This is a genomic window from Robertmurraya mesotrionivorans, from assembly GCF_050971805.1.
Classification (GTDB): Bacteria; Bacillota; Bacilli; order Bacillales; family Cytobacillaceae; genus Robertmurraya_A.
This window is the reverse complement of sequence record NZ_JBPCCH010000004.1, coordinates 174,057-200,332: the sequence shown is the minus strand read 5'-3', so window position 1 is coordinate 200,332 and position 26,276 is coordinate 174,057. Positions and strand designations below refer to the sequence as shown.

Genomic DNA, 26,276 nt, shown 5'->3' with positions numbered 1-26,276 from the left:
AAAAATCCAATACGCCCTCATACCAGACCATGCTACGAGGGCGAGATTGATTAGCCTAAGTATAATTACTATTAGCTGTAGTGAACCACATCGTGGTGAGGTGAATCTGGATCTGGTTGAACAGCATCAGGAGTTTTAATTCCTGGACCTGCCATTGTCATACTTACATTCAATTCTTCTAATTGTGGAGCTTTCCATTCCTTTTTCATATATAATCACCTCCCTTCAATCAAAACTCTTAATAAACCTAAATAAGATTAAACTTCTCATTAGTATTTTAAAGTCAAACTCAAACACCATATTTCCTTTGGGATTATCTTTAATTGTCTTTAACGCCTTCCTCATAACATCTAGATTTAAAATATCGGTAGCAATTGGGTCATGCAGCATTTCCTCAAGTTCATGAATAAAGGTATTCCAAATTGAAGTCATCCGCTGGATACCATCTGCTCCTTGTAGACCCCGAGTGAGCATATTTAACCGAATATCTTCTGGTAAATATCCCTCAGTAGCTCTCCTAATAAGCGCACGATCTAACCCATTTTTAACAACCTGATTCTCTGGAACAGATAAGCAATAACGAATGACTCTAAGGTCATTGGTTGGGTCTCTATCAACTACACCATATCGAAGAGAAAGCTTCGAGCCATAGGTTCCAGTAGTATTCCAATAATAAACTTTTTGAAATTGATCCATCCTTATTTGGTAAACACTAGAGTTTAACCTTCCACCAACATCAATTCCGTGTTTAGTCAAAATCTCTATAACATTTGTCTTATTTGCAAAAGACTTGTTAATATAGGAAGGAAATAAATCCTCCTCCGCTATTTTTTTATTTCCTGTAGAAAATGCCTTACTGTTAACAACAGACATTACCCTTCTTCTCTTCGCCCCAAGCCTATTGCTATACGTATTTACCTCTCGAAATAACTTAAACAACTTTAATTGTTTTAAGAGCATTGCATAGTAATCGAATGATGGTCCCCAGGAAATAGACCAATTTCCTCGTTGTCCATTTAGAAGCACACCTATTCCTTGTTTGCATGCCTCTTCATAAATACCTCTTAGCCAGTAAGTATTTTCAAAAAATTTATATGGCATTTCTATAGTATTTAACCATTCCTCAATCTCAGTGTAAGAATTTCGCTCTCTAAAACTTAAAAACTCAGATGATATATTTCCAATATATTCAACTGTCTTTTCAATCAGCGGTCTTTCATTGGGAATTCTACTTCTAGGGGTCCAATCAACAAAATCATCAACAGGAACGTAACTAAATGAATATAATGGTTTACCCCCACTCTTCAATTGTTTACTAGCAAAACTAGCAACAGAGCCTGAATCTAACCCCCCACTTAAATGCGCCCCAACCTTTAGATGTGTTCGTAATTTTGAATTCACAGCATCAGAGAAAACCTCGCGAAATGCCTCCACATACTCCTCATCCGATTTATATTGAAGTTTTTTATCATTGGTCAAAAGGCAGTATCTATTAAGCTTAACCTGATAATTGTGTATTGTAATAGAATGTGATGGTGGAAGTTGTTGTAGTTTTTTGTATACCGTTAGATTAGGATCCACAGACTCATACATCCCTGGATTAGCCAAATACTCCGCAATCCACATTTCATTTAATTCGTTGCTAACGAATTCTAAGCCCAACATCGGCTTCATCACCGTACAAAACACAAACCTCTGCCCATCTTTAAAGTAATACAGCGTTCGACTACCCGAAAAATCCCGAGCTCCAAACAACTTCTGCTCTTTCTCATCCCAAATCACATAGGCAAAGTCCCCAACTAAGAATTTAGGCGACTCCTCTCCCCATTTATGATAGGCGAGGAGAATCAGTTGACTGTCCGTAATCTTCTTCCGATCTTCTCTATCAATCTGCAAAAGCTGAAAAAGCTCCTCTCGATTGTCGATAATCGCATCGGCTGTAATGGCTAAACGTCTTTCATAGTCATAGAATGGTAGCTGTTCGCCAATGGATTCTGGTGTGATCCATTGAGCATGGCAGCCTAGGAACAGATTATCTTTATGCCAGGTTTGTATGTCGTTGGCAGGAAATTTTTCTAGAGCTTTCATCATGCCAGTGCTTTGTTCAATTGAGACGGGTTCCCCGTTAAGGTTTAAGATTCCAGCAATTGCGCTCATATTTCCTCCTGATTACAAACAATATGTACTTATATATATCATTGCGTTCTCATTAAAGAACATCTATTGCAAAAAAAATTGCTTTCCAATTTTTCTATTAGAAGTACCTGATAGTTCTTTATTGAGAACTTCTTTTGATAAAATAAAAATACCACCTTCCACTTCTTTAGTCAATCTACTTTTTTAAATTTACAAAAATAAAATTAGACATTCACAAAATGAATGTCTACAAAATGAGCAACGCCGTACCAATCGTAATCAATACCGCTCCAGCAATCGTATTTTTCGACGGCTTCTCCTTCAAAATAATAAAACTAAGCACCATCGTAATAACCACACTGAACTTATCAATCGGTGTAACGACACTCACCTTTCCGAAGGCGAGCGCTGCAAAGTAGCAGAGCCATGAAAGCCCCGTAGCGGCACCAGATAAAATCAAAAATATGTACGAGCGTTTCGAAATAGTTTTTAACTCCTTGCCTGTCTTTTGAAAAAAGACGATGCTCCATGCAAACAGTATAATTACAACCGTTCGGATAAAAGTGGCTACATTTGAGTCCACGTCTTCGATTCCGATCTTAGCTAAAATGTTTGTTAAAGACGCAAAGATGGCTGAGAGAACCGCCAACCAAATATATGACTGGCCCACTCGAACTTTTTTCTTCTCTTTATTTCTTCCAATTAGCACAAAGGTTCCGACAGAGATAATGACTCCTCCAGCAACGACAAGGGTTGTCGCTGGCTCTTGAAGAACAATAAACGAAAGAATGATCGTTAATACAACACTTGCTTTATCAATCGGAACGACCTTCGATACATCACCGATTTGTATTGCTTTGAAAAAGCAAAGCCAGGATAGCCCTGTTGTTAGCCCAGACAAAACAAGGTAAAACAGTGCTTCTCCCGAAACCTCAAACAAGGCATCTGTTTGCTTGGTGATGACAACCATTAAAAAAGCCATAATTAGTACCACGACAGTTCGGACGGCTGTGGCGAGGTTGGAGTTTACATTTTCAATGCCGATTTTTGCTAGGATAGCGGTTAGTGCTGCGAATAAAGCGGCAAGTAAAGCTAAAATAATACTCATTGAATCAGCTCATTTTCTTTTTATATACTTACTATCTCACTGTTGGATAATGAAATACTTCTTTATCTTATTTTCGCCAATTACTAAACATTCGTCCAGTTTGTAGCAACTTAAAAATAGATTTCTAACACTCTAGTTTCGCGATGCTTGAAGGGGTATTGACTATCTTGTTAACATTTTTCCAGAAAAACCCCAATAAGGGCATGCTTATTGGGACTTCGCCAGCTACAGCAGTTGAATATTCGCCTCTCTGCAAGATTGTAAAATCTCCTCATTCCAAATCGACACTTGAACCTCGCCAATATGTGCTTTTTGCAGGAAAAACATGCACAATCTTGATTGGCCAATTCCTCCACCAATGGTGTAAGGAACTTCCTTATTTAAAATAGCTTGATGAAACTCTAACTGTGCACGCTCTTCAGCACCCGCTAGTTTTAACTGTTGTTTCAAAACTTCTTCATCTACTCGTATCCCCATAGAAGAGACTTCAAATGCCATTTCAAGTGTAGGATTCCAAAGAACTATATCTCCATTCAACGTCCAATCGTCATAATCAGGAGAGCGGCCATCGTGTTTGCTGCCTGACTTTAATGCACCGCCAATCTGTGAGATAAACACTGCACCATATTCCTTTGCAATGATATCCTCTCTTTGCTTCGGTGTTAACTCTGGATATTGATCTTCGAGTTCCTGTGTCGTGACAAAATGAATATTCATCGGAAGGGAGGGTGTTAGTTCTGGGAAAAAGTCATTAAGGTAAATCTCTGTGGAACGAAGCACATTATAAATTTTCCGTACTTCAGCCTTCAAGGTTTGGATATTGCGTTGTTCTCTTGTAATGACCTTTTCCCAGTCCCACTGGTCCACATATAGGGAATGAAGATTGCTTAGGATTTCGTCGCGGCGTATGGCATTCATATCAGTATACAAGCCTCTACCTAAACCAATTCCATACTTTGCTAAAGCCAGCCGTTTCCATTTAGCCAAAGACTGGACCACTTGGATTTGGGTGCCTTTTATATCTAAAGCATCAAAGGAAACAATACGTTCAACACCATTTAGGTTGTCATTAATGCCATTGCCCTCTTTTACAAGGATTGGCGCTGATACGCGAATTAGATTCAATTCTTCAGCTAAATTGCTCTCAAAATAATCCTTCACTTTTTTTATCGCTTGTTCAGTTTGTAGTAAATCGAGCTTTGATTTGTAACCGGTAGGGATTTTCCTTGTCACTTGACATCATCCTCATTCTCTTTAGTTTGCAAGCCTACTTCTTCTCTCTTTAGCTTTAAATGGTTAAAGGGCATCCACTTCACGTACAGTGTATGAATGTGATATTAGGTGGTGAATGTCCTGTTAATTTCCTTTTTAAGACCTTATGGAAAATCTTGCATACACCACCTTAAAATGGACATTCTATGACAGTAATAATTATTAGGAGGGTATCTTTTTGGCAGAAAACATAGATAAAAATGCTTCAAACGGACAAGATGAGAATCGTGAAACTTTAACCACACGTCAGGGCCATCCAGTGCCAGATAATCAAAATATCCGTACGATTGGTAACCGCGGACCAGCTACACTTGAGAATTATCACTTCATTGAAAAAATTTCCCATTTTGATCGTGAAGAAATACCAGAGCGTGTGGTTCACGCACGTGGCTCTGGAGCTTTTGGATATTTTGAAACGTATGGAAAAGTGGGAGATGAACTAGTAGAAAAGTATACGCGCGCAAAAGTATTCTCTGGGGCTGGGAAGAAAACTCCATTAATGGTTCGTTTCTCTACAGTGGCAGGAGCGAAGGATTCACCAGAAACAGCACGCGATCCTCGTGGCTTCGCTGTAAAAATGTATACGGAAGATGGAAACTGGGATCTCGTTGGGAACAACCTGAAAATTTTCTTTATTCGTGATGCGATGAAGTTCCCTGATATGATTCACGCTTTTAAAGCGGATCCTGCTTCAAACGTTCCCAATCCACAGCGGATGTTTGATTTCGTTTCCCGTACACCTGAGGCGACACATATGATTACCTTCCTTTTCTCTCCATGGGGAATTCCTGCAACATATCGTCATATGCAGGGTTCTGGTGTAAACACGTATAAATGGGTGAATGCCGAGGGTGAGGCTGTGTTGGTAAAATATCACTGGGAGCCGAAGCAAGGAATCCGAAATTTAACACAAGATGAGGCTAACGATATTCAAGCAAAAAACGTAGGTCATGCCACACAAGATTTATACGAAGCAATCGAACGCAGGGATTATCCAGAATGGGAGCTTTTTGTTCAGATTATGGAAGATGATTACCATCCGGAACTCGATTTTGATCCTCTCGATGATACAAAATTGTGGCCAGAAGATCAGTTCCCATGGTTACCGGTAGGTCGTATGGTCCTAGATCGAAATCCAGTAGATTTTCATGCTGAGATTGAGCAAGCTGCCTTTGGTACAGGGGTACTTGTTGATGGAATGGACTTTTCAGATGATAAAATGTTGCAAGGTCGTACCTTCTCTTACTCCGATACCCAACGCTATCGTGTTGGAGCAAACTATTTAAAAGTGCCTGTTAATGCACCAAAGGAACCTATCCACACCAATCAGCAACGTGGGCAAATGGATGTACGTGACCCAAAAGAGTCAGGGGATAATCCACATATTAACTATGAGCCATCAATGCTCGGTGGATTTAAGGAAGCCAGTAGAGAAGGTCGTGCACCACACCAGCCGATGTATAATGCAGCAGCAATGAGTGCGCCAATTGATCGTCCTAACAACTACGGGCAGGCAGGCCACACCTACCGAAGCTTTGAAGATTGGGAGCGTGATGAATTAATTAAAAACCTATCCGAAGCACTTGCCGTATGCGACCCAAAAATTCAAGATGCCATGATTGATCACTTCACACAAGCCGATGAAGAGTATGGTCGTCGTGTGAAGGAAGGTCTTCAAATGAAAATGAAAGAAATGGAAGGTATGGAAGCAGGTAAAGTTCCAGGCCGTGAAGCGGGTCAATCCAAATATGGCCAAGGTTCATTAGCTGCGAATGAAGCAACAGAAGAAGCGGTAAAGAAAAGCCACAAAGCTGATCCTTATTAATGATTAAGTGAGTATTGAGTGTCGATCAGGTGATGAAAAAGGCTGATCTTTATTAGGTTTTGAGGCGAGCAGCACGGGGTGCGGCTCGCTTTTTGCTGATTTTGGGGCCGCTGTTTTTCGGAGGTTGCTGATATATCTTGGAAAGTCGCTGATATTTTGTGGAAGTCGCCGATATATGGAACGAGTCCTGAATGATCCGGGAGTCCACACCAATTTCTCCCCCATTTTGATACAGAATGCCATGAAATCCCATCCATATTAAGCTATAATAAAACCATAAGCTAGTCTTCTACTGAATTTTCCTTAGGATGTGTAAAAGAAATGAGCCATTATTCTGCTACGAATATAAAGATTAGTAACCTATCCATTTTTAAAGGGTATCAAGTGCTTTTTGAAGTGAAAGGGCAGACTTATCAAATGTTAGTTGGGGGAGCCAATTTCGATTTTCCTATGAACATTATTCATTACTTTAAAGAAGACGGAAAATGTCCTGTTTGCGACAAATATACGCTAACTTATCCAATGGGACAGCAACCATGTTCGGCGTTGCTTCGAGACAAAATGATGCTATTCGATCTTTTTCAAAGAAAATTTCAATCAAAATAAAACAAGGCAGCCCGTATTCAAAAGTGGCTGCCTTTTCTTATGCGGCTAGTTGCTCTTGTTTGAAGCTTGTTAGTTTACGATATTGGAAGAAAACAACACCTGCTGCGAGGATTCCTATGAAGTTGACGAGAAGCGCAAACACAAATACACCATGAATATCAACATATCTGGTAATGAATCCTGATACCATCGGAATAAGGGTCGTTGCTAATCCTGTTGCGGTGTACATAATTCCTGTTACTGAGCCTTTGCGATCCCAGAAGAACTCGCATAATACGGTTAATCCTAGTTGAAGAACACCTGCTAGAAAGAATCCGATAAGGAATGCTGAAATCATTGCGAGCACTGGTGTTTTAAAAGTCAATAATGCCAAAATCGACAAAAATGAGAATATCGGATAAACAAGTACAATGGTTACGGGACGAATCGTCTTTCTTACTAAAAATGCTAAAGAGATGACAGAGAGAAGAGCTCCCCAGCTGTAATAAGACATCAGCTTTAACGAATCAACTAAAGGCATCCCTATCATTTCTTGCCCGTAAGTGGGAATCCAAATATTCATTAAATAAAGAAGAGCTGGAGCAGTAAAACCAATAACGATAATGGCCACTCCTTCGATCATAAAATTAGGCTTTGTATAGAACACGACAGGTGGGCCGCTATCCGTACTTTCTGCGCTGACCTTATGATTAGGAAACTTTGCCTTCACTAACATGAAACCTGATACTAAGAAAATGATGGCTGGAATAAAAAACGATGCTCCGTAAAAAATATCATGCTGAATAAAGAAGGCAATCAATAATGGAAGTAAAGCAGAGCCGAAAGAAATAAATGCCTTTAATGCAACCGTAGCTGAACCCGCTGTCTTTGGGAAAACCTCCATTAACGTTGGGTATGTTCCTGCATCTAGAAATGCATTACCCAATCCACCACAGAAAGCAAAGACAATCGCCATTACATAGTTTGCACTAAGTGGAATACCGATTAGGAAGACAGCAAACAATAGACAACCAGCGACGATAAATGGTTTTCTACCAATCTTATCTGACCATACTCCACCTAAATAGAGTGATAATAGTCGACCAAGTCCAAACGCCGAAATGATAAAGCTGATTCCGGCTTTATCTGTGTGGAATTGTTCCGTTAAGAAAGACATATTTTGTGCAATCATAATATAGGCCATGCCAAAGACAAAATAGTTGATGTAGCAGCCAATTGCAGTGAAAGAGTATTTATTTTTCATTTTCAGCACTCCTTTCTTCTTAAGTAAAGCACACATTGTGAGAACTTGAGCATATTATATCAACATTAAGATACTTATTACGTTGTAAATGCGTCTACTTTTTGAAATCAAATTGTCTAAATTGAGAACTTTCTAGAATCATAGGGGATGGCACTAATACGTACGATTAGTGCCATTTCCTTTTTTAGCTCGCCATTTTAACCGGAGCTGTTGCCTTTTCTGCATACTTCTTGTTCACATATACGGCAAGTCCGACACCGATGGCTGTGATGGCAAAGTTAAACAATAGAAGATACAATGGACCATTTACTCCGCCAGCTTTCGTGATCGCTCCTGCAGCTGTTAGAATCGTGTAGTTTGCGAGACTTGAAGCGATCATAACGATCGATGTCATTTTTCCACCGTTTGCTGGAGATAACTCTACAGCTAGAGATGTTACTAATTGAAGAACTCCACCTGCAGCAGCAAACCCAAGGACGAATCCACCTACTAATAAAATCGAAGGTACTTTCACAAAGTATATCACTAGCAACATGACTGCAGCGATCGCTGGGTAAAGAGCAACCACTTGAACCGATTGAAGAATTTTTTTGTTAATTAAATAGGATGTTACTAAAATTGCAATAACTGACCCAAGTGCATAATACGATTGAATTTTACTTGGGTCCGCTAAACCGTATAGTTTTCCTAATTCCTGATTCGCATTTAACCACAAGATAAATGTAGAAGTAACGGTAAATCCTAATATCACAATCGCCAAACTTGGTCCTGTTAGCTTTACCTTTTCTGCTTTTTTAGAGTCTGCTTTTTCAACTCTCACCAACATTGGAGGGAATGGTAAAACCGCCATTAATACCCCCGCTACTGCTAAAAGAATCGCTGATAAATAGAATAATGTTGTAAATGGCATAGTGTTTGCTGCTACAAAACCAATCATAAATGGAAGCAAAAATTGTCCAATGGAAATCGAGAACTTTACAAATAGATTGCCCACATCTCCTTTTTTCTTAAAAATTTCCATGATGGCTGGATATACAGCTGTATCTATGAAAGAGTTCGCCACCCCGCCTAGTAAGGCAAATGCGTAGGCAACATACATACTTGGTGAGAATACAAGACCGATAAAATAAGTGACATAGGCTGTAATACCAATTAATCCAGATACTCTTCTTCCAAATTTATCTGACAGTGGTCCTGCAATGGGAAGCGAGATTAAACGTCCCAAACCTAATGCGGCAATGACTGTAAGCACCATACTAACGTCAAATGTACCATCCGTTAATGTGGTAGCCCCCCATTTTTCTGCAAAATTCTGCTTGTATTGCGCTAAGATGGATACTCCAATTCCGTGTACTAAATAAGTAAAATAAAGTGCGAATGCGATTGGATAATATTTTTTATTTGTCTCCATACCTTCTTCTCCTTTCAAATTTGTGAATCACTTCACATTATTAATGAAAAAAATATATTTATCAGAGAAAGGAATAGCATCCCTTTCTCTTTTAAAACATTTGCTCTTTTACATACTCAACCGGCATATCTTCGCCAGTCCAAAGCTTAAATGCTGCTGCACCTTGCCAAAGCATCATTCCTAATCCATTGATTGCTTTCGCACAACCAGCTTCTTCTGCTAATTCTAGTAATCTTGTTTTACGTGGAATGTATACGACATCAGATACAATGAGCTCTGGTCTTAACCAAGATGCATCTGGCACCACGCTCTCTCCTTCTAACGGTTTCATTCCTACACCTGTTGCATTTGTAAGAATATCGCTAGTTGCAATTTCTTCCTTTAATCGATCGGCATCATCAAGATTGTAAACCGTCGCCTTACAATTGATTCCTTCTATTTCTTCGTTAATGGTTTGGGCATTCTTTAATGCACGATGGTAAAAGTCGTCCTCACGGTTGAAAATCGAGATTTCAGCTACTCCATCCAAGGCTGCTTGAATCGCAATAGCAGTCGCTGCTCCACCAGCACCCATCAAGGTCATTTTCTTGCCAACGACGTCCACACCGGCTTCTTTTAATGCTCTCATATATCCAGTTCCGTCTGTAATATGACCGATTAGCTTTCCGTTTTCATTAACCACTGTATTCACTGCACCCGTAAACTGAGCAGCAGGAGATAGTTCATCTAATAATGGAAGGATTTTCGTTTTATTAGGCATGGATACATTAAATCCTCTTACTCCTAACGCTCTCATTCCTGTTACCACATCTGATAACTGCTCATTTCCTACCTCAAACGCCATATATGTGTAATTTAAACCACGCTCTCTTAATGACATGTTTTGCATTGCTGGTGATAATGAGTGACCGATTGGTGTTGCTAAAAGTCCGATTAATTTTGTTCTGCCATCGATGCGTCCTAAATCTGCCATGTTCCTTGCCTCCAATTGAATTGTTGTTGTCCTAGTTGCTTGATTGTGAAATTATTCACAAGAACAAATAAATTTTTTCTTTTTCTATCATGAATTCATGTTATGCCTTAATTGTATGGGGGAGAGAAAGGAAAGTCTAATTGAAAAAAACAGCCTAATTCATAGGCTGTCCCTATTAAAAATCCCAATAAAAACAAAAAAACCATTCAGTTGAATGGCTTTTTCCTCACGTATTATCTTGGCTCATAAATATCCCAAGCAACCTTTAAAGAATCGACGATATAATCGGCGATCTCATCTGCTTCCTGAGTATCGGTTTTTACCTTTGAATGGTGGTATTGATAGATCTCTTGTCTACTATTAAAAAGCTCCAATATTTCATCAATATTCCGACCTTGAAGAACTGGTCTTGAATCAATAATTAAACTAATACGATCCTTCCAATATTCCCACGATAAGTCTAGGAAAAACACGATACAATTTTTCAAGCACGCTTCGCGAATATCTTCTTGAAGAAACGCTCCGCCCCCTAAAGATAGAACAGAAAGCTTTTTCTTGCTTAATTCTGTGATTACTTCTTTTTCTTTGGCACGGAAGGCCTTTTCACCAATTTGCTTAAAAATTTCTGAAGTCGGTGCACCGTATTCTTCTTCAATCACTTGATCAATATCTATAAAATCACGATAAAGCTTTTTGGCTACTAATTTTCCAATCGTTGTTTTCCCCACACCCATAAAGCCGATAAATACGATACTTTTCTCTCTTAATGGCACTTCTCTTACTGACACCTGTCATCACTCCAATACTTAACCGGACCAAAGCATATTGTATTCTACCATGTTATCACTTTTTTACGTTTGTTCCAAAATAAATTTCTGAGAATTCAAGTTTTTTTATCACCAAATGACCAACTTTATGATATTATACATATATGAACATATGCTCATATGTCGAATCACTGATTAAAGGAGCTAGATGATGGAACGTACTGACCATTCTTTTCTTAACCAAACAACAGCGGATGAAGCAGCAAGAATTTTTAAAGCACTAGCTGATCCAACAAGAATTAAAATTTTATACCTACTCTCCCAAGAGGAATGCTCTGTGAGTCATATTACGGAAGTACTGGAGATGACTCAATCTGCCGTTTCACATCAACTTAGCACACTGAGAAAGCTCAGATTAGTCAAATACCGTCGGGATGGAAGTACTTTGTACTATTCATACGATGACGAACATGTTATCACGATTCTTCAGCAAGTCCTTTCCCATATTAATTGTAATTAGGAGGAATTCACATGGGTCACCACCATCATCACCACGGTCATGGGCATCATCACCATCATGGACATGACCATTGCCATGATCATTTTGATTCGCAGCGGGAAGGAAACAAAAAGGGGTTATTAATCGCTTTATTTGTTACAACTGGGATTATGTTCGCCGAGTTTTTTGGAGGATTAATTACCAATAGTCTTGCACTTTTGTCAGATGCGGGGCATATGCTTAGTGATGCGAGCTCTTTGCTGCTTAGTGTGGTTGCTCTTTGGATTGCTTCTCGTCCGGCTACACCAAAGAAAACCTTTGGATTTTACCGTTTTGAAGTATTAGCCGCCCTTTTTAATGGAGCCACATTATTTGTTATTGCTGGTTTTATCGTTTGGGAAGCATTTGAACGATTTTTTGAACCTCCGACTGTTGCAAGCGGTACGATGATCCTCATCGCTTGTATTGGTCTCGGAGCAAATTTAATTAGTGCTTGGTCTTTATTACGAAATGGTGATGTCAAAGATAATGTGAATGTGAGAAGCGCCTATTTACATGTATTAGGAGATGCGTTAGGGTCTGTTGGGGCAATTATTGCTGGAATCGTCATGCTACTGTTTGGATGGTATATCGCGGATCCCATTATTTCCGTCATTGTCGCTTTATTAATTTTACGTAGTGCATGGGGTGTCATTTCTCATTCTCTTCATATACTAATGGAGGGAACACCACCATCTGTGAATCAAGAGGATGTCAAAAATGCTCTTGAATCAATACATGGTGTAATCGATGTACATGATCTCCATATTTGGACGATCACATCCGGACTACATTCGTTAACATGCCATCTGCTAGTAAAGGATGATCAGCCTTCACAAACGATTCTTCAAGAAGCTATTCGTATGGTACGCGAGAAATATCATATTGATCATGCAACATTTCAAATTGAAACATCCACCCAACTTCATCAAGAATTAAAAATTTAAAAAAGTGCTCCCTCATTTGGGAGCACCTTACATATATTAATGAGATCCAGCCTTTTTCAACTCGAATGTTTCTTCGGTTTGTGCTGCAAGCTGTTTCTTTTTCATGGTCATTCTTCCTGCTAAGACAACACCAGCAATGACAAGGATTTCGAATCCGTATTTAACAAAACCATTTGCGAAAATACCTTCTAGGAATCCTTCGCCAACAATCATTTTTGCTGCTGTCCAAGCTAAAATAGCTGATCCGATTGTTACGATAACTGGGAAACGCTCGATCCATTTAATAATCATCGTGCTACCCCACATCACAACGGGTACAGAAATCAATAATCCGATAATAACTAGAGTCATATTGCCGTGAGAAGCACCAGCGATTGCAAGTACGTTGTCTAATCCCATTAATGCATCCGCAATAATAACGGTACGAATCGCTGCCCAAAAGTTATCACCAGCTTTTACATCACCATGGCTATCATCATCCGTTAATAACTTATACGCGATCCAAACAAGCAACAGTCCACCAACTAAGTGTAAACCTGGGATCTTAAGTAACCAAACGACAGCAAGTGTTGCTACCACACGAATGATAATTGCTCCAAGCGATCCCCATAGAATCACTTTTTTCTGTTGTTCCTTTGGAAGATTTCTAGCTGCTAAACCAATAAGAATGGCATTATCACCGGCAAGAACTAAGTCAATGACAATAATGGTAAGTAGTGCAGTTAAAAATTCTAGTTCCATAACAAATTCCCTCCTAAAAAGTAAGTTCTTATCGATTTTTTTGCCTACAAAAATAAAGAGACCTTGCCATTGTAGGCAAAGGTCTCGCTAAGCACATGTTTATGCCAACAAAGCCGATGGATTTGACTCCATGTAATGACGACTTTGTTTCAGGAAAAATCCTGACGCTACTCCCCTTTACTGAGAAAGGAAAACCGATAATATTCATTTGTACTATACTATTACTATAGTCGAAACAAAATGATTATATTTCTATTATGACACAAATTTATTACTATATGCAACTATAAAACTTGTAACATTTTTCTCTTTTATAATAATTGAATGCCTTCAGGTAGGACCACTGCTTTTAAAATATCCACCTCATCTACACGCTTGTACGTATAGGAAGAACCATTTAAAAGGGCAGTATCTAAGTAAGCTGGGTGAGCCATGACTTCGATTTTTAATTGTTGGGTGAATCGTTCCTTGAGCTTGTTGAAATACTCTGCTTCCAACCCGTCTCCATAAAAATCAAATAGGGCCACATCTGAGAATGGCTCGACTCCTTGAATTTGTTCTAATCCATTTGCTCTAACAGGTAAGTTGTATTTTTTAGATAATCGTTGAACAACCGGTAATAGCTCCTCAATTGTATGAACATGGTGATGACTATCCATATGAGTAAGAGGGACACCTGAGCTTAGGAACTTTTCAATTTGAGCTGTCCATTCTCTCTCCACCTCTTCAAGAAGTACACTGTCTTTTTTCAAGTGGAGCTCAGACAAGGAATGAAAATATCCCTCTTCATTTGTAAGTGACGAAACATCTTGTAAAAGAGGTTTCCCGCATGTAAGGACTAAATGAATTCCGACTTGCAGGCCAGGATGTTCTTTTGCAAGTTGAATGGCCTGTTCCGTTCCTTCCATATTCATCATCATTGTGGCGGAGTTCACAATTCCATTCAGATGAGAGTCAATAATCCCATAATTTACTCCAGAACTAAAACCAAAATCGTCTGCATTTACAATTAATTGAATCATGTACATTCTCCTTATCTCAAAGTAAACTGTGGCAAATGCTCTTTATGTGCTTCTAACATTTCATCGAGAATCGTCTTCGCTGTTTGATCACTTGGAATAAAGGGATTCATGGTCATGGCTAGAAGGGCTGTATTATAGTTTCCAGTTACTGCTGCTTCAATGGCCACCTCTTCAAAGGATTTCATATAACCAACTAGTCCTCTAACGGCTACTGGCAGTTCTCCCACACTAATTGGTTTCGGACCGTCTTTCGTAATAACACAGCTTACTTCAACAGCGGCATGAGCAGGAAGATTGGAGATAGCCCCGTTATTTCTTGTGTTCACAGCTTGGATATCACGCTTATCACTATACATCGAGTGAATCAATCGAACGGCTGCATCACTGTAGTAAGCTCCGCCTCTTTTTTCTAGCTGTGGAGGTTTGATGTCTAAGCTTGGGTCCTTATATAACTCGAATAAATCATCTTCTAATCTCTTTACCACTTCCGCTCGAATATTTCCTTCACGGAATTTTTTGAGCTCTTCTTCTAGCATGTTACCAGACTTGTAATAATAATTATGATATGGACATGGAAGGACATTTAATGCCTGTAAAAATTCAGGCTCCCATCCCATCGCATGAATATTTTTCATCGTAATCGCCTTGTCTCGATTGGTTAAAAGGGAGATCACTTCCTTTTTCACTGAAATTCCGTCCACAAAGACATCCAATCCATACACTAGATGATTTAATCCAGCAAAATCAATTCTGACTCGGCTGTGATCCACACCTAATAATTTCGCCACTCCCATTTCCATTCCGATTGGAACATTGCAAAGCCCTACTACTTTAATTTTCGTATGTTTTAAAACAGCCTCTGTCACCATACCAGCTGGGTTTGTAAAATTGATGAGCCACGCATTGGGACAAAGTTCCTCCATCTCACGACAAATATCGAGGATCACCGGGATGGTTCGGAAGGCTTTAAACAGTCCACCTGGTCCGTTCGTTTCTTGTCCTAACACTCCATGTTTTAACGGTATGCTTTCGTCAAGTTTACGAGCCTCTAGCAATCCTACTCGTAATTGGGTTGTGACAAAGTCTGCCCCTTCTAATGCTTTTCTTCGATCTAGTGTTAAGTGAACCTCGATTGGAAGCCCTGCTTTTTCAACCATTCGTTTGGCTAAATTCCCAACAATTTCAAGCTTCTCTTTTCCTGCCTCTATATCAACAAGCCATATTTCTCTTATTGGTAGTTCGTCATAATACTTAATAAATCCTTCAATTAATTCGGGCGTGTAGCTAGATCCTCCGCCAATCGTTACAATTTTTAATCCTTTATTCATGGTTTGACCTCCTTATTTTTAAAGAAAAAGAAACTCCCTGGAAAGGTGAATAACCTTGCCCAGGGAATGAGTTTTACATTTTCAAAGTATCAGTTGGAGCTTGAAGTTCTCTTTCTCGGTCTTTTCTTGCTTCTATCTTTCCTTGGGCAATGACGAATGGTAGATAGATAGCAATCGAGACTACTAGGTTTACAGCCGCAAGAACGGCTCCAGAAATATGACCACCCGTAGCTAGTAAACCACCTAGAATGGCTGGTGTTACCCATGGGATATCAGCCACAACTGGATGAACCAGGCCGAAGCTAATCGATAGATACGCGATAATTGTCATAACAATTGGACCTAAGATAAACGGGATGAACCAGATCGGGTTTAATACAATTGGCAGACCAAATAAAATAGGTTCGTTAATTTGGAATACCCCTGGAGGAGTCCCTAGCGCTAACAGCTGTTTATGCCTTCTTCTTCCAGCAATAAACATCGCAATGAGCAAACCTAGCGTCGCTCCCGAACCTCCTAAGTAAACAAAGGCATCCAGGAAAGACCCGGCAAGAATGTTATAGTCACCAAGCTTCTCCACACCTTGTGCATACATATTCAAGTTTTCCTGTCCAAGCTTCGTCATTAATGGTGTTGTGATTCCACCTAAAATATTGGGTCCGTGTAATCCAATGACCCAGAAGCCATGAACCAAAGCAACAATCAATACCGCAAATGGCAATGAATCCACTGCGCCAGTTAAAGGCGTAACAAGAACTTTGTTCAACCAATCATTTAAATACGCGCCGTCACTAATGAATTTTCGTAAAATAAGACCAAATAAACCCATGGTAAAAATGGTCGCCATCCCAGGAAGTAGTTTTGAAAAAGATCGTGCAACTGCTGGTGGCACTCCATCTGGTAACTTAATCACCAAGTACTTGATTTTCGCTAACCGCACAAAAATTTCAGTCGCAATAATAGAAACGATAATACCTGTAAAAAGTGCAGTAGCATTAAAGTAATTCCAACTAATAAAACCCCAGGCGCCACCAGTTACCGCCTCTCCTACTTCAGGTGTGAGAGTCACATTTCCTATTTGAGGAATGAGTACAAAGAAAGCTGCACCAGCAACGAGCATCGCTTCAAATCCATCATCACCATAGGATTTCGCAAGTTTGTAGGCAATTCCAAAGACAGCAAAAACAGTCATGAACGCAAGCGTCCCCCACCATATGTCTCCGCCAAGCGTGTTCCATGTTTCTCCGAATAGAGCAACCATCATTTTTTGGTACGGTTTCCCAATCCCTGGTACAGATCCTAGGTTGTTTAACAGGACGGCCAAAGAACCGACCATCGTAATCGCAATCATTCCAACCAACGCGTCACGAATCGCAAGTAAATGCCTGTTATTCCCCAACTTGTTCGCTACCGGCATGATGTATTTATCAATAAAATTCATCATCTACCAATTCCCCCTTATATTGTTTTTTTGAGAGCGCTTACCAAGATGTACCTCCATTGTAATGACTTTTGTAACATATTTCAATACAAATATTAAATTTGTTACTACAAATTATTCAGTCTATAATTGAAGATACAAATTAATAATAATGTTTGCTATAATGAAACAAGGAGGTTTTCCGATATGAATGAAGAGATAAAAGATGGAAATGCCCTACATTTACAAGTGAAGGAAGCAATTATCCAGCTAATAAAGGATGGAGAATATCCGCCAGATTCGCAGCTTCCAACAGAGGCAGAGTTTTGTGAAACCTATGGGGTTAGCCGTACGACAGTAAGAACAGCCCTTCAGCAGTTAACATCAGAGGGATATATATACCGAAAAAGAGGAAGCGGTACATTTGTATCGAACAATAAAGTGAAGCAAGTGTTGACCACAACAATTGAACGTTTTTCAGATCAGATCTCGATGCAAGGAAAAATACCGTCGATTAAAGTCATTAATTTGGAAGTGATTCCTGCAGACGATTATTTGATGAATCTTCTAAAAGTAAGCGAAGGCGAGCCTGTTAATCTACTCGAGCGAGTTCGTTTCGTGAATGATGAGCCTCTTCAGTATGAGATCTCTTATCTTCCTTGGTATAAAACGCCTGCTATTAGTAAAGAAGGCTGCGAAGATTCACTGTACAAGCTGTTGCAAACTCAATATGACCTTCACATAAGTAAAACAGTTGAGAATTTAGAACTGTATCTTCCGGATGAGGAAGTAGCGAAAAAGCTTCAAATCCCTGTGGGCAGCCCTTGCTTTTCTTTAGATACACATGCGTACTTAGAGGATGGAACCATTATTGAGTACTCAAAAACGATATTCCGTGGAGATTTGACCCATTTTATTATTGAAAGAAATTACACAAGAACGTAAACAACAGAGTGATTAATTCTGTTGTTTTTTTATTTGTTCTTAACTTATCATGACAGAATTTAGAAAAAGTTTTATAATAATCTTCGGGAAACGAAATTTTCTATCATAATAAGAATATATTAAATGAAAAAGAGGATATAAAATCATGTGGAAAAATCGGAATGTATGGATTATTTTAATCGGCGAGTTCATTGCTGGGGTTGGATTATGGACCGGAATTATAGGAAACTTAGAATTTATGCAAGCGAAGGTACCATCAGATTTTCTTAAGTCGCTTATCCTTGCTACTGGCTTATTAGCAGGAATTCTTGTCGGCCCTCTTGCTGGTCGAATGACCGATCAGTATAGTAAAAAAACAATCATGATTTATTCGGGAATAGCCCGTATGTTTAGCGTCATCTTTATGTTCTTCGCTCTTTATACCGGCTCCGTCTGGTGGATGGTCGTGTTTATGATTGGCATTCAGCTCTCTGCTGCTTTTTATTTTCCAGCACTACAATCAGCCATCCCACTAATAGTTGCAGAAAATCAACTTCTCCAACTGAATGGAGTACATATGAATGTTTCGACCATTTCACGTGTACTAGGTACAGCTTTAGCTGGTGCCATGCTGGTCGTTATGCCGTTATCTATGTTGTATGTTGCATCTTTTGTTGCTTACGGCATTTTACTCGTTTTCACTTTCTTTTTAAAAATGGAAGAGCCTGCTCTATCAAATTCATCCCTTAAAAATAACGGATCTAGTGGATTTAAAGACGTCCTTCCTGTTATCAAAGGAATGCCTGTTGTCTTGATGACACTCATCATGGCACTTGTTCCATTGTTGTTTCTAAGTGGTTTCAATTTAATGGTGATCAATATTAGTGAGATTCATGATGATTCCTCGATTAAAGGATTGATTTATACAGCAGAAGGTATTGCCTTTATGTTAGGAACGTTTGTGATTAAAAGGCTCAATGATAAATGGTCTCCTTTTACCATTATTTTCGTTTTTTCAACCGTGATCGGTTTGGGGCAAATCTCCTTGTATTTTGTTGAGATCAAGGCTCTCGCTATTCTTTCCTTTGCAATTGTAGGTTTTGCGGTTGGCTGCTTTTACCCGACCGTCTCTACTTTGTTTCAAACAAAGGTTCCGAAGAGCTTCCACGGTCGCTTCTTTTCGTTCCGAAATATGCTTGACCGAATCATGTTTCAGGTCGTGCTACTAGGAACCGGGTTTTTATTAGATGTGGTTGGACTTCAAATGATGGTACTTATTTTCGGAGCCATTTCGTTACTCACAACAGGAATCTTTTATAATAGACATAAACAGCATCCTGTTGAGTTAGATGTGGAAGCTGCAACAGTTACCAAATAAACAGATCAAGAGGTGTTCATTACGACACCTCTTTGTTCGTATTTTATTGCCTATTAGCTGATTTTTCATATTTATCAGACTAATGAAACCCTTAACACGAATATTTTTTCATCAATTTACCAGTAACTTTCGGAATCATTCGCTATTTCACTATTGAACTACAATATAATGGTGGTATAATAATTACTAACTTCATAGGATTCACTCATATAATAGCGAGAATATGGCTCGCAAGTTTCTACCGAATTACCGTAAATGATTCGACTATGAGTGAGCAATGGGAATTGCTACGATAATTGTTCTATCCATGCAAACCACGCCTTTTAAAGTCTAAGGTCATTGCTTCACTCATTTTGATGTGAATGCAATGAAGTTAGGCTTTTTTATTTTTCTTTCTTAGGGAGGACATATGAAGTTATTACACGATAAGATTTTACAAGAGGGAAAAGTACTTTCCGAGTCTGTATTAAAGGTTGATTCGTTTTTAAACCACCAAATTGACCCTCAGCTCATGCTAGAAGTTGGTGAGGAATTCGCAAGGCTTTTTGCAAATGAAGGTATTACGAAGATTCTCACGCTAGAGTCTTCAGGGATCGCTCCTTCGGTTATGACAGGATTAAAGATAGGCATCCCTGTAATTTTTGCTAGAAAACGCAAGTCTCTTACATTAACAGACGATCTACTAACGGCCACTGTTTATTCATACACGAAACAAGAGTCTAATGAAATCTCTATTTCTAACAAATTTATTGAAAAAGGTGATCATGTTCTTATTATTGATGACTTTTTAGCAAATGGAGAAGCTGCCTTAGGTCTTATTGAGCTTGCTACACAGGCTCAAGCAACGATTGCTGGAATTGGAATCGTTATTGAAAAATCGTTCCAAGCTGGCGGTAAAAAATTAAGAGAACAAGGCTGGAAGGTTGAGTCACTAGCAAGAGTAGAATCCCTTTCAAATGGAAAGGTCGAATTTGTAAAAGACAAAGTGGAGGAATCAGTATAATGAAAACAAATCCGTTCAAACTTACTTCTTTAGGAATTCAACATGTACTTGCCATGTATGCTGGGGCAGTTATTGTTCCACTAATCGTCGGAGGAGCACTTGGATTAACTGGCGAGCAATTAACGTACTTAGTTTCTATCGATATTTTAATGTGCGGTGTGGCAACACTTTTACAAGTTTGGAAAAATAAATTCTTTGGAATCGGCTTACCTGTCGTTCTTGGCTGTACGTTCACAGCTGTTGGTCCAATGATTGCCATTGGTGGAGAATATGGAATTTCAGCCATTTATGGATCAATTTTAGTTTCTGGATTATTTGTCGTTATCATTGCGAAGTTCTTTGGAAAGCTCGTTCGATTTTTCCCACCTGTTGTTACAGGATCGGTTGTTACGATTATCGGGATTACGCTAATCCCTGTTGCTATTAACAATATGGCTGGTGGTCAAGGAAGCCCTGATTTTGGATCTATGACGAACATCTCTTTAGCTTTTGGAACTCTTCTTTTTATTATTGTTTTATACCGCTTTTTCACAGGTTTTGTTCGTTCGATTTCGATTCTTTTAGGCTTACTAGCTGGAACAGTGGTTGCTTCCTTTATGGGAATGGTTAATTTTTCAGCTGTAGCTGAAGCTAGCTGGTTCCACATGGTCAAACCTTTCTATTTCGGGATGCCAACATTTGAAATCACAGCGATTTTAACAATGATTCTTGTTGCGATGGTAAGTTTGGTTGAGTCTACTGGAGTATATTTTGCCTTAAGTGATATTTGTGAAGAGGAAGTCACGGAAAAGGATTTAGCTAATGGTTATCGTGCAGAAGGTTTAGCAATCCTTTTAGGTGGGTTATTTAACTCTTTCCCATATACTACTTATTCTCAAAACGTTGGTCTATTACAGATCACAGGAGTAAAAAGCAAAAACGTCATTTATACAACTGGAGCCATGTTAGTTTTATTAGGATTTATCCCTAAAATCGGGGCCTTAACAACGATTATTCCTACATCTGTATTAGGTGGGGCGATGATTGCCATGTTTGGGATGGTTATCGCGTACGGAATTAAAATGTTAAGTAAGGTAGACTTTGCTTCACAAGAAAACTTATTAATCATTGCTTGTTCGGTTGGAATTGGTCTTGGTGTAACAGCTGTTCCTGACCTTTTTGCTCAAATGCCATCTAGCATTCGCATTTTGACAGACAACGGAATTGTTGCTGGAAGCATTACAGCGATTCTATTAAATATTGTATTTAACGTTGCTCCGAAAGCGGAACGTGTTCAACCGGTTTTGAATGAGCAGAAAGCATCGTAATTTAAACTTTCGGCCATCCCACTGATGTGGGATGGTTTTTTTGTTATTATTTATTTAAGAAACAAAAATGGAAATGAGGATACATATGGCAGAGTTAATTAAAGATCGATATAACCCTTCATTTTTTAACCAATTTATCAAAATCTTGAAGTCAGCTTATCCTAGCTTTGATGAAAACCAGTTTTTAACCTTTATTTATGATGACGAGTGGGAACAGCGGGAATTCAAGCAACGAATTCGCCATATATCAATTGCATTAAGAGAGACCTTACCGCAACCGTATGATTCGTCTATTGAAATATTGCTGACTATCGCTCCACAATGCAAGGGTGTAGAATATTTGTTTTTTCCTGATTTTGTTGAAGTGTACGGTCTAGACAATTGGGAAACCTCAATTTTGGCACTCGAGCAATTCACTAAATATTCAAGTTCTGAGTTTGCGATTCGTCCTTTTATTTTAAAGAATGAACCAAAAATGATGGATCAAATGCATCGTTGGTCATTACATGAGGACGAGCATATACGAAGATTAGCGAGTGAGGGCTGCCGTCCACGTCTCCCTTGGGCAACAGCGTTGACTTCTTTCAAGAAAGACCCAAGCCCTATCTTACCTATCCTTGAAAACTTAAAGATAGATTCTTCTCTTTATGTAAGGAAATCTGTAGCCAATAATTTAAACGATATTTCAAAAGATCACCCCAACCTGTTAAAGCAAATCGTTCGTGAATGGAAAGGACAACATCTGCACACCGATTGGATTTTAAAACATGCTAGTCGCAGTTTGCTTAAAAAAGCGGATGTTGAGATTCTTCAGCTATTTGGATATTCATCTGCGGCTAATATATGTATTCAAAATTTCACTCTTTCATGTGATCAACTGTCACTTGGTGAGACATTATCATTTTCCTTTGATGTTATTAACGAATCCAATGAACCTCAAAATCTTCGGATTGAATTCGGAATTGATTTTATGAAGGCAAACGGAAAACAAGCCCGAAAAATTTTCCATTTATCACAGAAGACCTTTCCAAGCGGAACGACCCATTTGACCCGAGAACATGTATTTAAGAATCTGACTACACGTAAGCATTATGAAGGGTTACACGGAATATGTATTCTCGTGAATGGCGAAGAAAAGGTGAAGGATGAATTCACGCTAATTATGTTAGATAATAGTCAATAGAAAGACCGTTGGATTCATAATATAATTTATGATCCAACGGTCTATTTTCATTAATTCTCTTCGATTTCTCTACGATTTTTCTTCAACATTTTTGAAAGCACTTCATATACAATCGGTACAATCACAAGTGTTAGAAGGGTTGATGATGTTAAACCACCAATTACGGTGATCGCTAAACCTTTTGAAATTAAGCCCGCACCACCAGCTCCAAATACCATCGGTACCATTGCACCAATTGTTGCGATGGCTGTCATTAGGATTGGACGTAATCTAGTAGCTCCTGCTTCAATAATTGCGTCACGGATCGACATTCCTTCACGTTCCATATGAATAATACGGTCGACGAGTACAATTGCGTTCGTAACAACAATACCAATTAACATCAATAGACCCATCATAACGGATACTGAGATTGTCTCTCCAGCTATCCATAGTCCAACGAAGGAACCGATCACCGCAAATGGTAAGGAGAATAGAATTGCAAATGGCGCTAACCCTTCACCGAATGTTACAACTAAGATGAAGTACACAATAAGAATGGCTGCTAACATAGCAACCCCAAGTTGCGTAAATGTCTCTTGCATATCCGCTGCTACACCAGAAACTCCTAGTGTTACTCCCTTAGGTAGATCAAGTTTATCAATCTTTTTATCTGCTGCAGAGGTTGCGGCAGAAACATCATCCGTCGTGACTGTTCCAGAAACGGTAGAGTAGTATTCCCCTTCACTACGAGCTAATGTGTTATAGGTTGTTCCCTCTTCTACAGATACAAGTTCAGACAACGGCATGGTCGTACCCAAAGCAGTTGGTATTTGAGTTTTCAATAGCTCTTCGATCGATTTTGCATCTGTTTTTGCTTCACGTTGAACGATGACATCAATTTTTTCACCGTCATTCTCTACGGTTGTTAACACGTCTTCAGAACCTGTATTTGCTAGTGCTCCAACAATTTGTGCGGTGGTTAGACCGTATTGTAACACATCCTGTTGATCCACTTTTAACACATGCTCCACATATGGGTTTTCCATATCAGATGTAACGTCTTCCAAGTTTTTCACATCTTTTAATGCATCCTCAACTTGGTTTACTGCTTCATTTAAGTCTTCTAAGTCTTCACTGTACAATGTGTAGCTTACTTCGTTTGAACTTATACTACCCATCGCCATGTTTTGCGATTTCCATTCACCAGAATGATCAATGTTAAATACATAATCTTCTACTTCTTTTTTCTCTTCAGGGAAATTTTTCATATCAGGATCAAAGATCAGGTACATTAACGCACCTTTTGCCCCACCCGTCATAATAGACGACATATCTGTAGAAGCACTATCATTATAAGATATTTGAACAATGTCTATATCATCACGTTTCATGAGTTCTTGTTCAACTTCTTCAATATTCTCCAGTGACTCTTCCTCAAGCTCACCAGCAGCTGGTGTGTACGTTAAATAAATTGTTTTTTCTTCTTCAGAACCCATAAAACTAAAACCAATGATCGGAGTTAAAGCTAGAGACCCCGCAAGTAATGCTACCGCGATTACAGATGTAATAATCTTATGATTTAATGCTTTAGCAAGCACACCTTTGTACCATGTGGCTAATCTTCCGACCTCTTTGTGCTCTTTTACTTTCTTGTCTCCGTATAAATTCTTACGGAATAAGAAATGTGATAATGCTGGAACAATCGTAATGGCAACAATTAGTGATGCACCTAAGGCAAATGCCATCGTTAATGCAAACGGTCTAAATAGTTCTCCAACCATCCCACCAACGAACATAAGGGGCGCGAATACCGCAACCGTTACAAGCGTGGATGACAAGATTGGTTTAAACATTTCAATCGTTGCTTCGCGAATTAACGCACGACCTCTAAGCTTTTCATTTTCTAAATGCATCCGTCTGTAGATATTCTCTACGACAACGATCGAGTCATCAATGACACGACCAATCGCTACAGTAATGGCACCTAAAGTCATAATGTTTAATGTGATATCAAGCCAGTTTAATAGCAAGAATGCCATAAAGATAGAAACTGGAATCGATACGATTGATATAAGTGTTGATTTTACATCACGTAAGAATAAAAGAATGATGATGACCGCAAACAAGCCACCAAATAGTGCTTTTTCTACCATTGTGAAAACAGAGTCTTCGATCGGTTTTCCTTGGTCTAACGTGACATCAATGACTAAACCATCAATGGCCTCTTTTTCTTCCTCAATCAAGTCTTTAATTTCATTAACCACTTCAACTGTATTTGCTTGTTGCCCTTTTGTAATTTGTATAGAAATGGCTTCTTCCCCATTTGTACGGGAAATGGATTGTACTTTTCCAACCGTTTCTATAGTAGCAATATCTCCTAATGTGACAAACGGGGTTGGATTTTCCGCCGTTGGTGTAACCGGAATTAGCATTTCTTTTAATTCATCAACGGTTTTTATATCTCCATCAATGGCTACCGCTTCTTCTCCTTCTTCAAACTCTTGAAGACCTAACGATAAAGCCATATCACTTGCTTGAATCATTTGTTTCACGGTGTCTTCCGTTAACCCTAGAGCTTCCAACTTCTCTTGGTTATACGTGAATTGCACTTCTTCAATATGTTGACCCGTAATCGTTGTTGATCCAACACCATCAATATTGTTTATTTTCGGTAAGATGGTTTCTTCTACCGTTGTTGATAAGTCAACAATATCTTCCTCCGTGCTGGCTATTGATAACGCCAATACAGGCATCATATTCATACTAAGCGCCATAATCGATGGCTCTTCAGCAGCTTCCGGTAACGTTATGTTATCTAGTGCTGCTTCAAGTTCGCGTTTTTTCTCATCCATATCAACGCCATATTCGTACTCAATTTGCAATTGTGCTACGTTTGCAGATGAGTTTGAAAAGACCGCCTTAACATCTTCAAGCCCCTCAATCGTCTGCTCCATCGGTATCGATACTTCATCCATTACTTGTTCAGCCGTTGCTCCTGGATACACATCCATGACAATCAAATATGGAATCGATACATCTGGAATACTCTCCATCTTCATTTTTGTCCCAGAGTATATACCAGCAGCTGTTACAATAATGGTTAATAACCACACAGCAAGTTTATTTTTCAGGACGAAATTAACTAAACTTTTCAAACATTGT

At 39.0% G+C, this 26,276-nt stretch carries 22 protein-coding genes and 2 riboswitches; of the genes, 9 read left to right on the top strand and 13 right to left on the bottom strand.

Features of this window, described 5'->3' with window-relative positions; translation table 11 throughout:
* Positions 1 to 71 precede the first annotated feature (71 nt).
* From ACRX5O_RS09490 to asnA, 4 genes are all read right to left on the bottom strand, one after another.
* Positions 72 to 209, bottom strand: coding sequence for a paeninodin family lasso peptide (locus ACRX5O_RS09490; protein ID WP_433905707.1), 138 nt, complete (start codon positions 207 to 209; stop codon positions 72 to 74).
* Positions 210 to 225: 16 nt separating this feature from the next.
* A complete protein-coding gene (locus tag ACRX5O_RS09485; RefSeq protein WP_433905706.1) occupies positions 226 to 2,157 on the bottom strand; it encodes an asparagine synthase-related protein in 1,932 nt (643 codons plus the stop codon).
* 226 nt (positions 2,158 to 2,383) lie between these two features.
* Positions 2,384 to 3,244: an EamA family transporter gene (locus ACRX5O_RS09480; RefSeq protein ID WP_433905705.1), complete on the bottom strand. Its 861-nt coding sequence runs from the start codon at positions 3,242 to 3,244 to the stop codon at positions 2,384 to 2,386.
* Between the two features lie 225 nt (positions 3,245 to 3,469).
* A complete protein-coding gene (gene asnA / locus ACRX5O_RS09475; RefSeq protein WP_433905704.1) occupies positions 3,470 to 4,477 on the bottom strand; it encodes an aspartate--ammonia ligase in 1,008 nt (335 codons plus the stop codon).
* 217 nt (positions 4,478 to 4,694) lie between these two features.
* On the opposite strand from asnA, the gene ACRX5O_RS09470 reads away from it, so the two are divergent.
* On the top strand, positions 4,695 to 6,341 hold the full coding sequence (locus tag ACRX5O_RS09470; protein ID WP_433905703.1) for a catalase: 1,647 nt from the start codon (positions 4,695 to 4,697) through the stop codon (positions 6,339 to 6,341).
* A gap of 321 nt (positions 6,342 to 6,662) precedes the next feature.
* Complete coding sequence (locus ACRX5O_RS09465; protein WP_433905702.1) at positions 6,663 to 6,947, top strand: hypothetical protein; 285 nt, start codon at positions 6,663 to 6,665, stop codon at positions 6,945 to 6,947.
* Positions 6,948 to 6,984: 37 nt separating this feature from the next.
* Here the strand turns inward: ACRX5O_RS09465 and ACRX5O_RS09460 are convergent, their stop codons facing one another.
* The 4 genes from ACRX5O_RS09460 to ACRX5O_RS09445 form a co-directional block, all read right to left on the bottom strand.
* Positions 6,985 to 8,190 (bottom strand): MFS transporter, encoded by a 1,206-nt coding sequence (locus ACRX5O_RS09460; RefSeq protein WP_433905701.1) that lies wholly within the window; start codon positions 8,188 to 8,190, stop codon positions 6,985 to 6,987.
* Positions 8,191 to 8,374: 184 nt separating this feature from the next.
* Positions 8,375 to 9,601, bottom strand: a complete 1,227-nt coding sequence (locus ACRX5O_RS09455) for an MFS transporter (RefSeq protein WP_433905700.1) — start codon at positions 9,599 to 9,601, stop codon at positions 8,375 to 8,377.
* A gap of 91 nt (positions 9,602 to 9,692) precedes the next feature.
* Positions 9,693 to 10,574, bottom strand: a complete 882-nt coding sequence (locus tag ACRX5O_RS09450) for a shikimate dehydrogenase (RefSeq protein ID WP_433905699.1) — start codon at positions 10,572 to 10,574, stop codon at positions 9,693 to 9,695.
* Positions 10,575 to 10,807: 233 nt separating this feature from the next.
* Positions 10,808 to 11,362 carry a shikimate kinase gene (locus ACRX5O_RS09445; protein WP_433905698.1) on the bottom strand — a complete coding sequence of 185 codons (555 nt, stop codon included), beginning with the start codon at positions 11,360 to 11,362 and terminating at the stop codon, positions 10,808 to 10,810.
* Between the two features lie 190 nt (positions 11,363 to 11,552).
* On the opposite strand from ACRX5O_RS09445, the gene ACRX5O_RS09440 reads away from it, so the two are divergent.
* On the top strand, positions 11,553 to 11,861 hold the full coding sequence (locus tag ACRX5O_RS09440; protein WP_433905697.1) for an ArsR/SmtB family transcription factor: 309 nt from the start codon (positions 11,553 to 11,555) through the stop codon (positions 11,859 to 11,861).
* A gap of 11 nt (positions 11,862 to 11,872) precedes the next feature.
* Entirely contained in the window at positions 11,873 to 12,826 is a 954-nt protein-coding gene (locus tag ACRX5O_RS09435; protein WP_433905696.1) for a cation diffusion facilitator family transporter, read from the top strand.
* A 36-nt stretch (positions 12,827 to 12,862) separates the two neighbouring features.
* Here ACRX5O_RS09435 and ACRX5O_RS09430 read toward each other — a convergent pair whose 3' ends face one another.
* From ACRX5O_RS09430 to ACRX5O_RS09415, 4 genes are all read right to left on the bottom strand, one after another.
* Entirely contained in the window at positions 12,863 to 13,567 is a 705-nt protein-coding gene (locus ACRX5O_RS09430; protein ID WP_433905695.1) for a TerC family protein, read from the bottom strand.
* Between the two features lie 89 nt (positions 13,568 to 13,656).
* A riboswitch (yybP-ykoY riboswitch) is annotated at positions 13,657 to 13,755 on the bottom strand.
* Between the two features lie 123 nt (positions 13,756 to 13,878).
* Positions 13,879 to 14,589: a chitin disaccharide deacetylase gene (gene chbG / locus ACRX5O_RS09425; RefSeq protein WP_433905694.1), complete on the bottom strand. Its 711-nt coding sequence runs from the start codon at positions 14,587 to 14,589 to the stop codon at positions 13,879 to 13,881.
* An 11-nt stretch (positions 14,590 to 14,600) separates the two neighbouring features.
* A complete protein-coding gene (locus ACRX5O_RS09420) occupies positions 14,601 to 15,917 on the bottom strand; it encodes a 6-phospho-beta-glucosidase (protein WP_433905693.1) in 1,317 nt (438 codons plus the stop codon).
* A gap of 73 nt (positions 15,918 to 15,990) precedes the next feature.
* Positions 15,991 to 17,361, bottom strand: coding sequence for a PTS sugar transporter subunit IIC (locus ACRX5O_RS09415; protein ID WP_433905692.1), 1,371 nt, complete (start codon positions 17,359 to 17,361; stop codon positions 15,991 to 15,993).
* Between the two features lie 183 nt (positions 17,362 to 17,544).
* Here ACRX5O_RS09415 and ACRX5O_RS09410 point away from each other — a divergent pair, with 183 nt between their 5' ends.
* From ACRX5O_RS09410 to ACRX5O_RS09390, 5 genes are all read left to right on the top strand, one after another.
* Positions 17,545 to 18,282, top strand: a complete 738-nt coding sequence (locus ACRX5O_RS09410) for a GntR family transcriptional regulator (RefSeq protein ID WP_433905691.1) — start codon at positions 17,545 to 17,547, stop codon at positions 18,280 to 18,282.
* A gap of 145 nt (positions 18,283 to 18,427) precedes the next feature.
* Positions 18,428 to 19,639, top strand: a complete 1,212-nt coding sequence (locus tag ACRX5O_RS09405) for an MFS transporter (protein ID WP_433905690.1) — start codon at positions 18,428 to 18,430, stop codon at positions 19,637 to 19,639.
* A gap of 185 nt (positions 19,640 to 19,824) precedes the next feature.
* Positions 19,825 to 19,926: riboswitch (purine riboswitch) on the top strand.
* A gap of 122 nt (positions 19,927 to 20,048) precedes the next feature.
* Positions 20,049 to 20,642: a xanthine phosphoribosyltransferase gene (locus ACRX5O_RS09400; RefSeq protein ID WP_433905689.1), complete on the top strand. Its 594-nt coding sequence runs from the start codon at positions 20,049 to 20,051 to the stop codon at positions 20,640 to 20,642.
* Complete coding sequence (locus tag ACRX5O_RS09395) at positions 20,642 to 21,949, top strand: nucleobase:cation symporter-2 family protein (protein ID WP_433905688.1); 1,308 nt, start codon at positions 20,642 to 20,644, stop codon at positions 21,947 to 21,949. Before ACRX5O_RS09400 ends, ACRX5O_RS09395 begins: the two co-directional genes overlap by 1 nt.
* Positions 21,950 to 22,034: 85 nt before the next feature.
* A complete protein-coding gene (locus ACRX5O_RS09390; RefSeq protein WP_433905687.1) occupies positions 22,035 to 23,132 on the top strand; it encodes a DNA alkylation repair protein in 1,098 nt (365 codons plus the stop codon).
* Positions 23,133 to 23,182: 50 nt separating this feature from the next.
* Here the strand turns inward: ACRX5O_RS09390 and ACRX5O_RS09385 are convergent, their stop codons facing one another.
* On the bottom strand, positions 23,183 to 26,269 hold the full coding sequence (locus tag ACRX5O_RS09385; protein ID WP_433905686.1) for an efflux RND transporter permease subunit: 3,087 nt from the start codon (positions 26,267 to 26,269) through the stop codon (positions 23,183 to 23,185).
* Between the last annotated feature and the right edge of the window lie 7 nt (positions 26,270 to 26,276).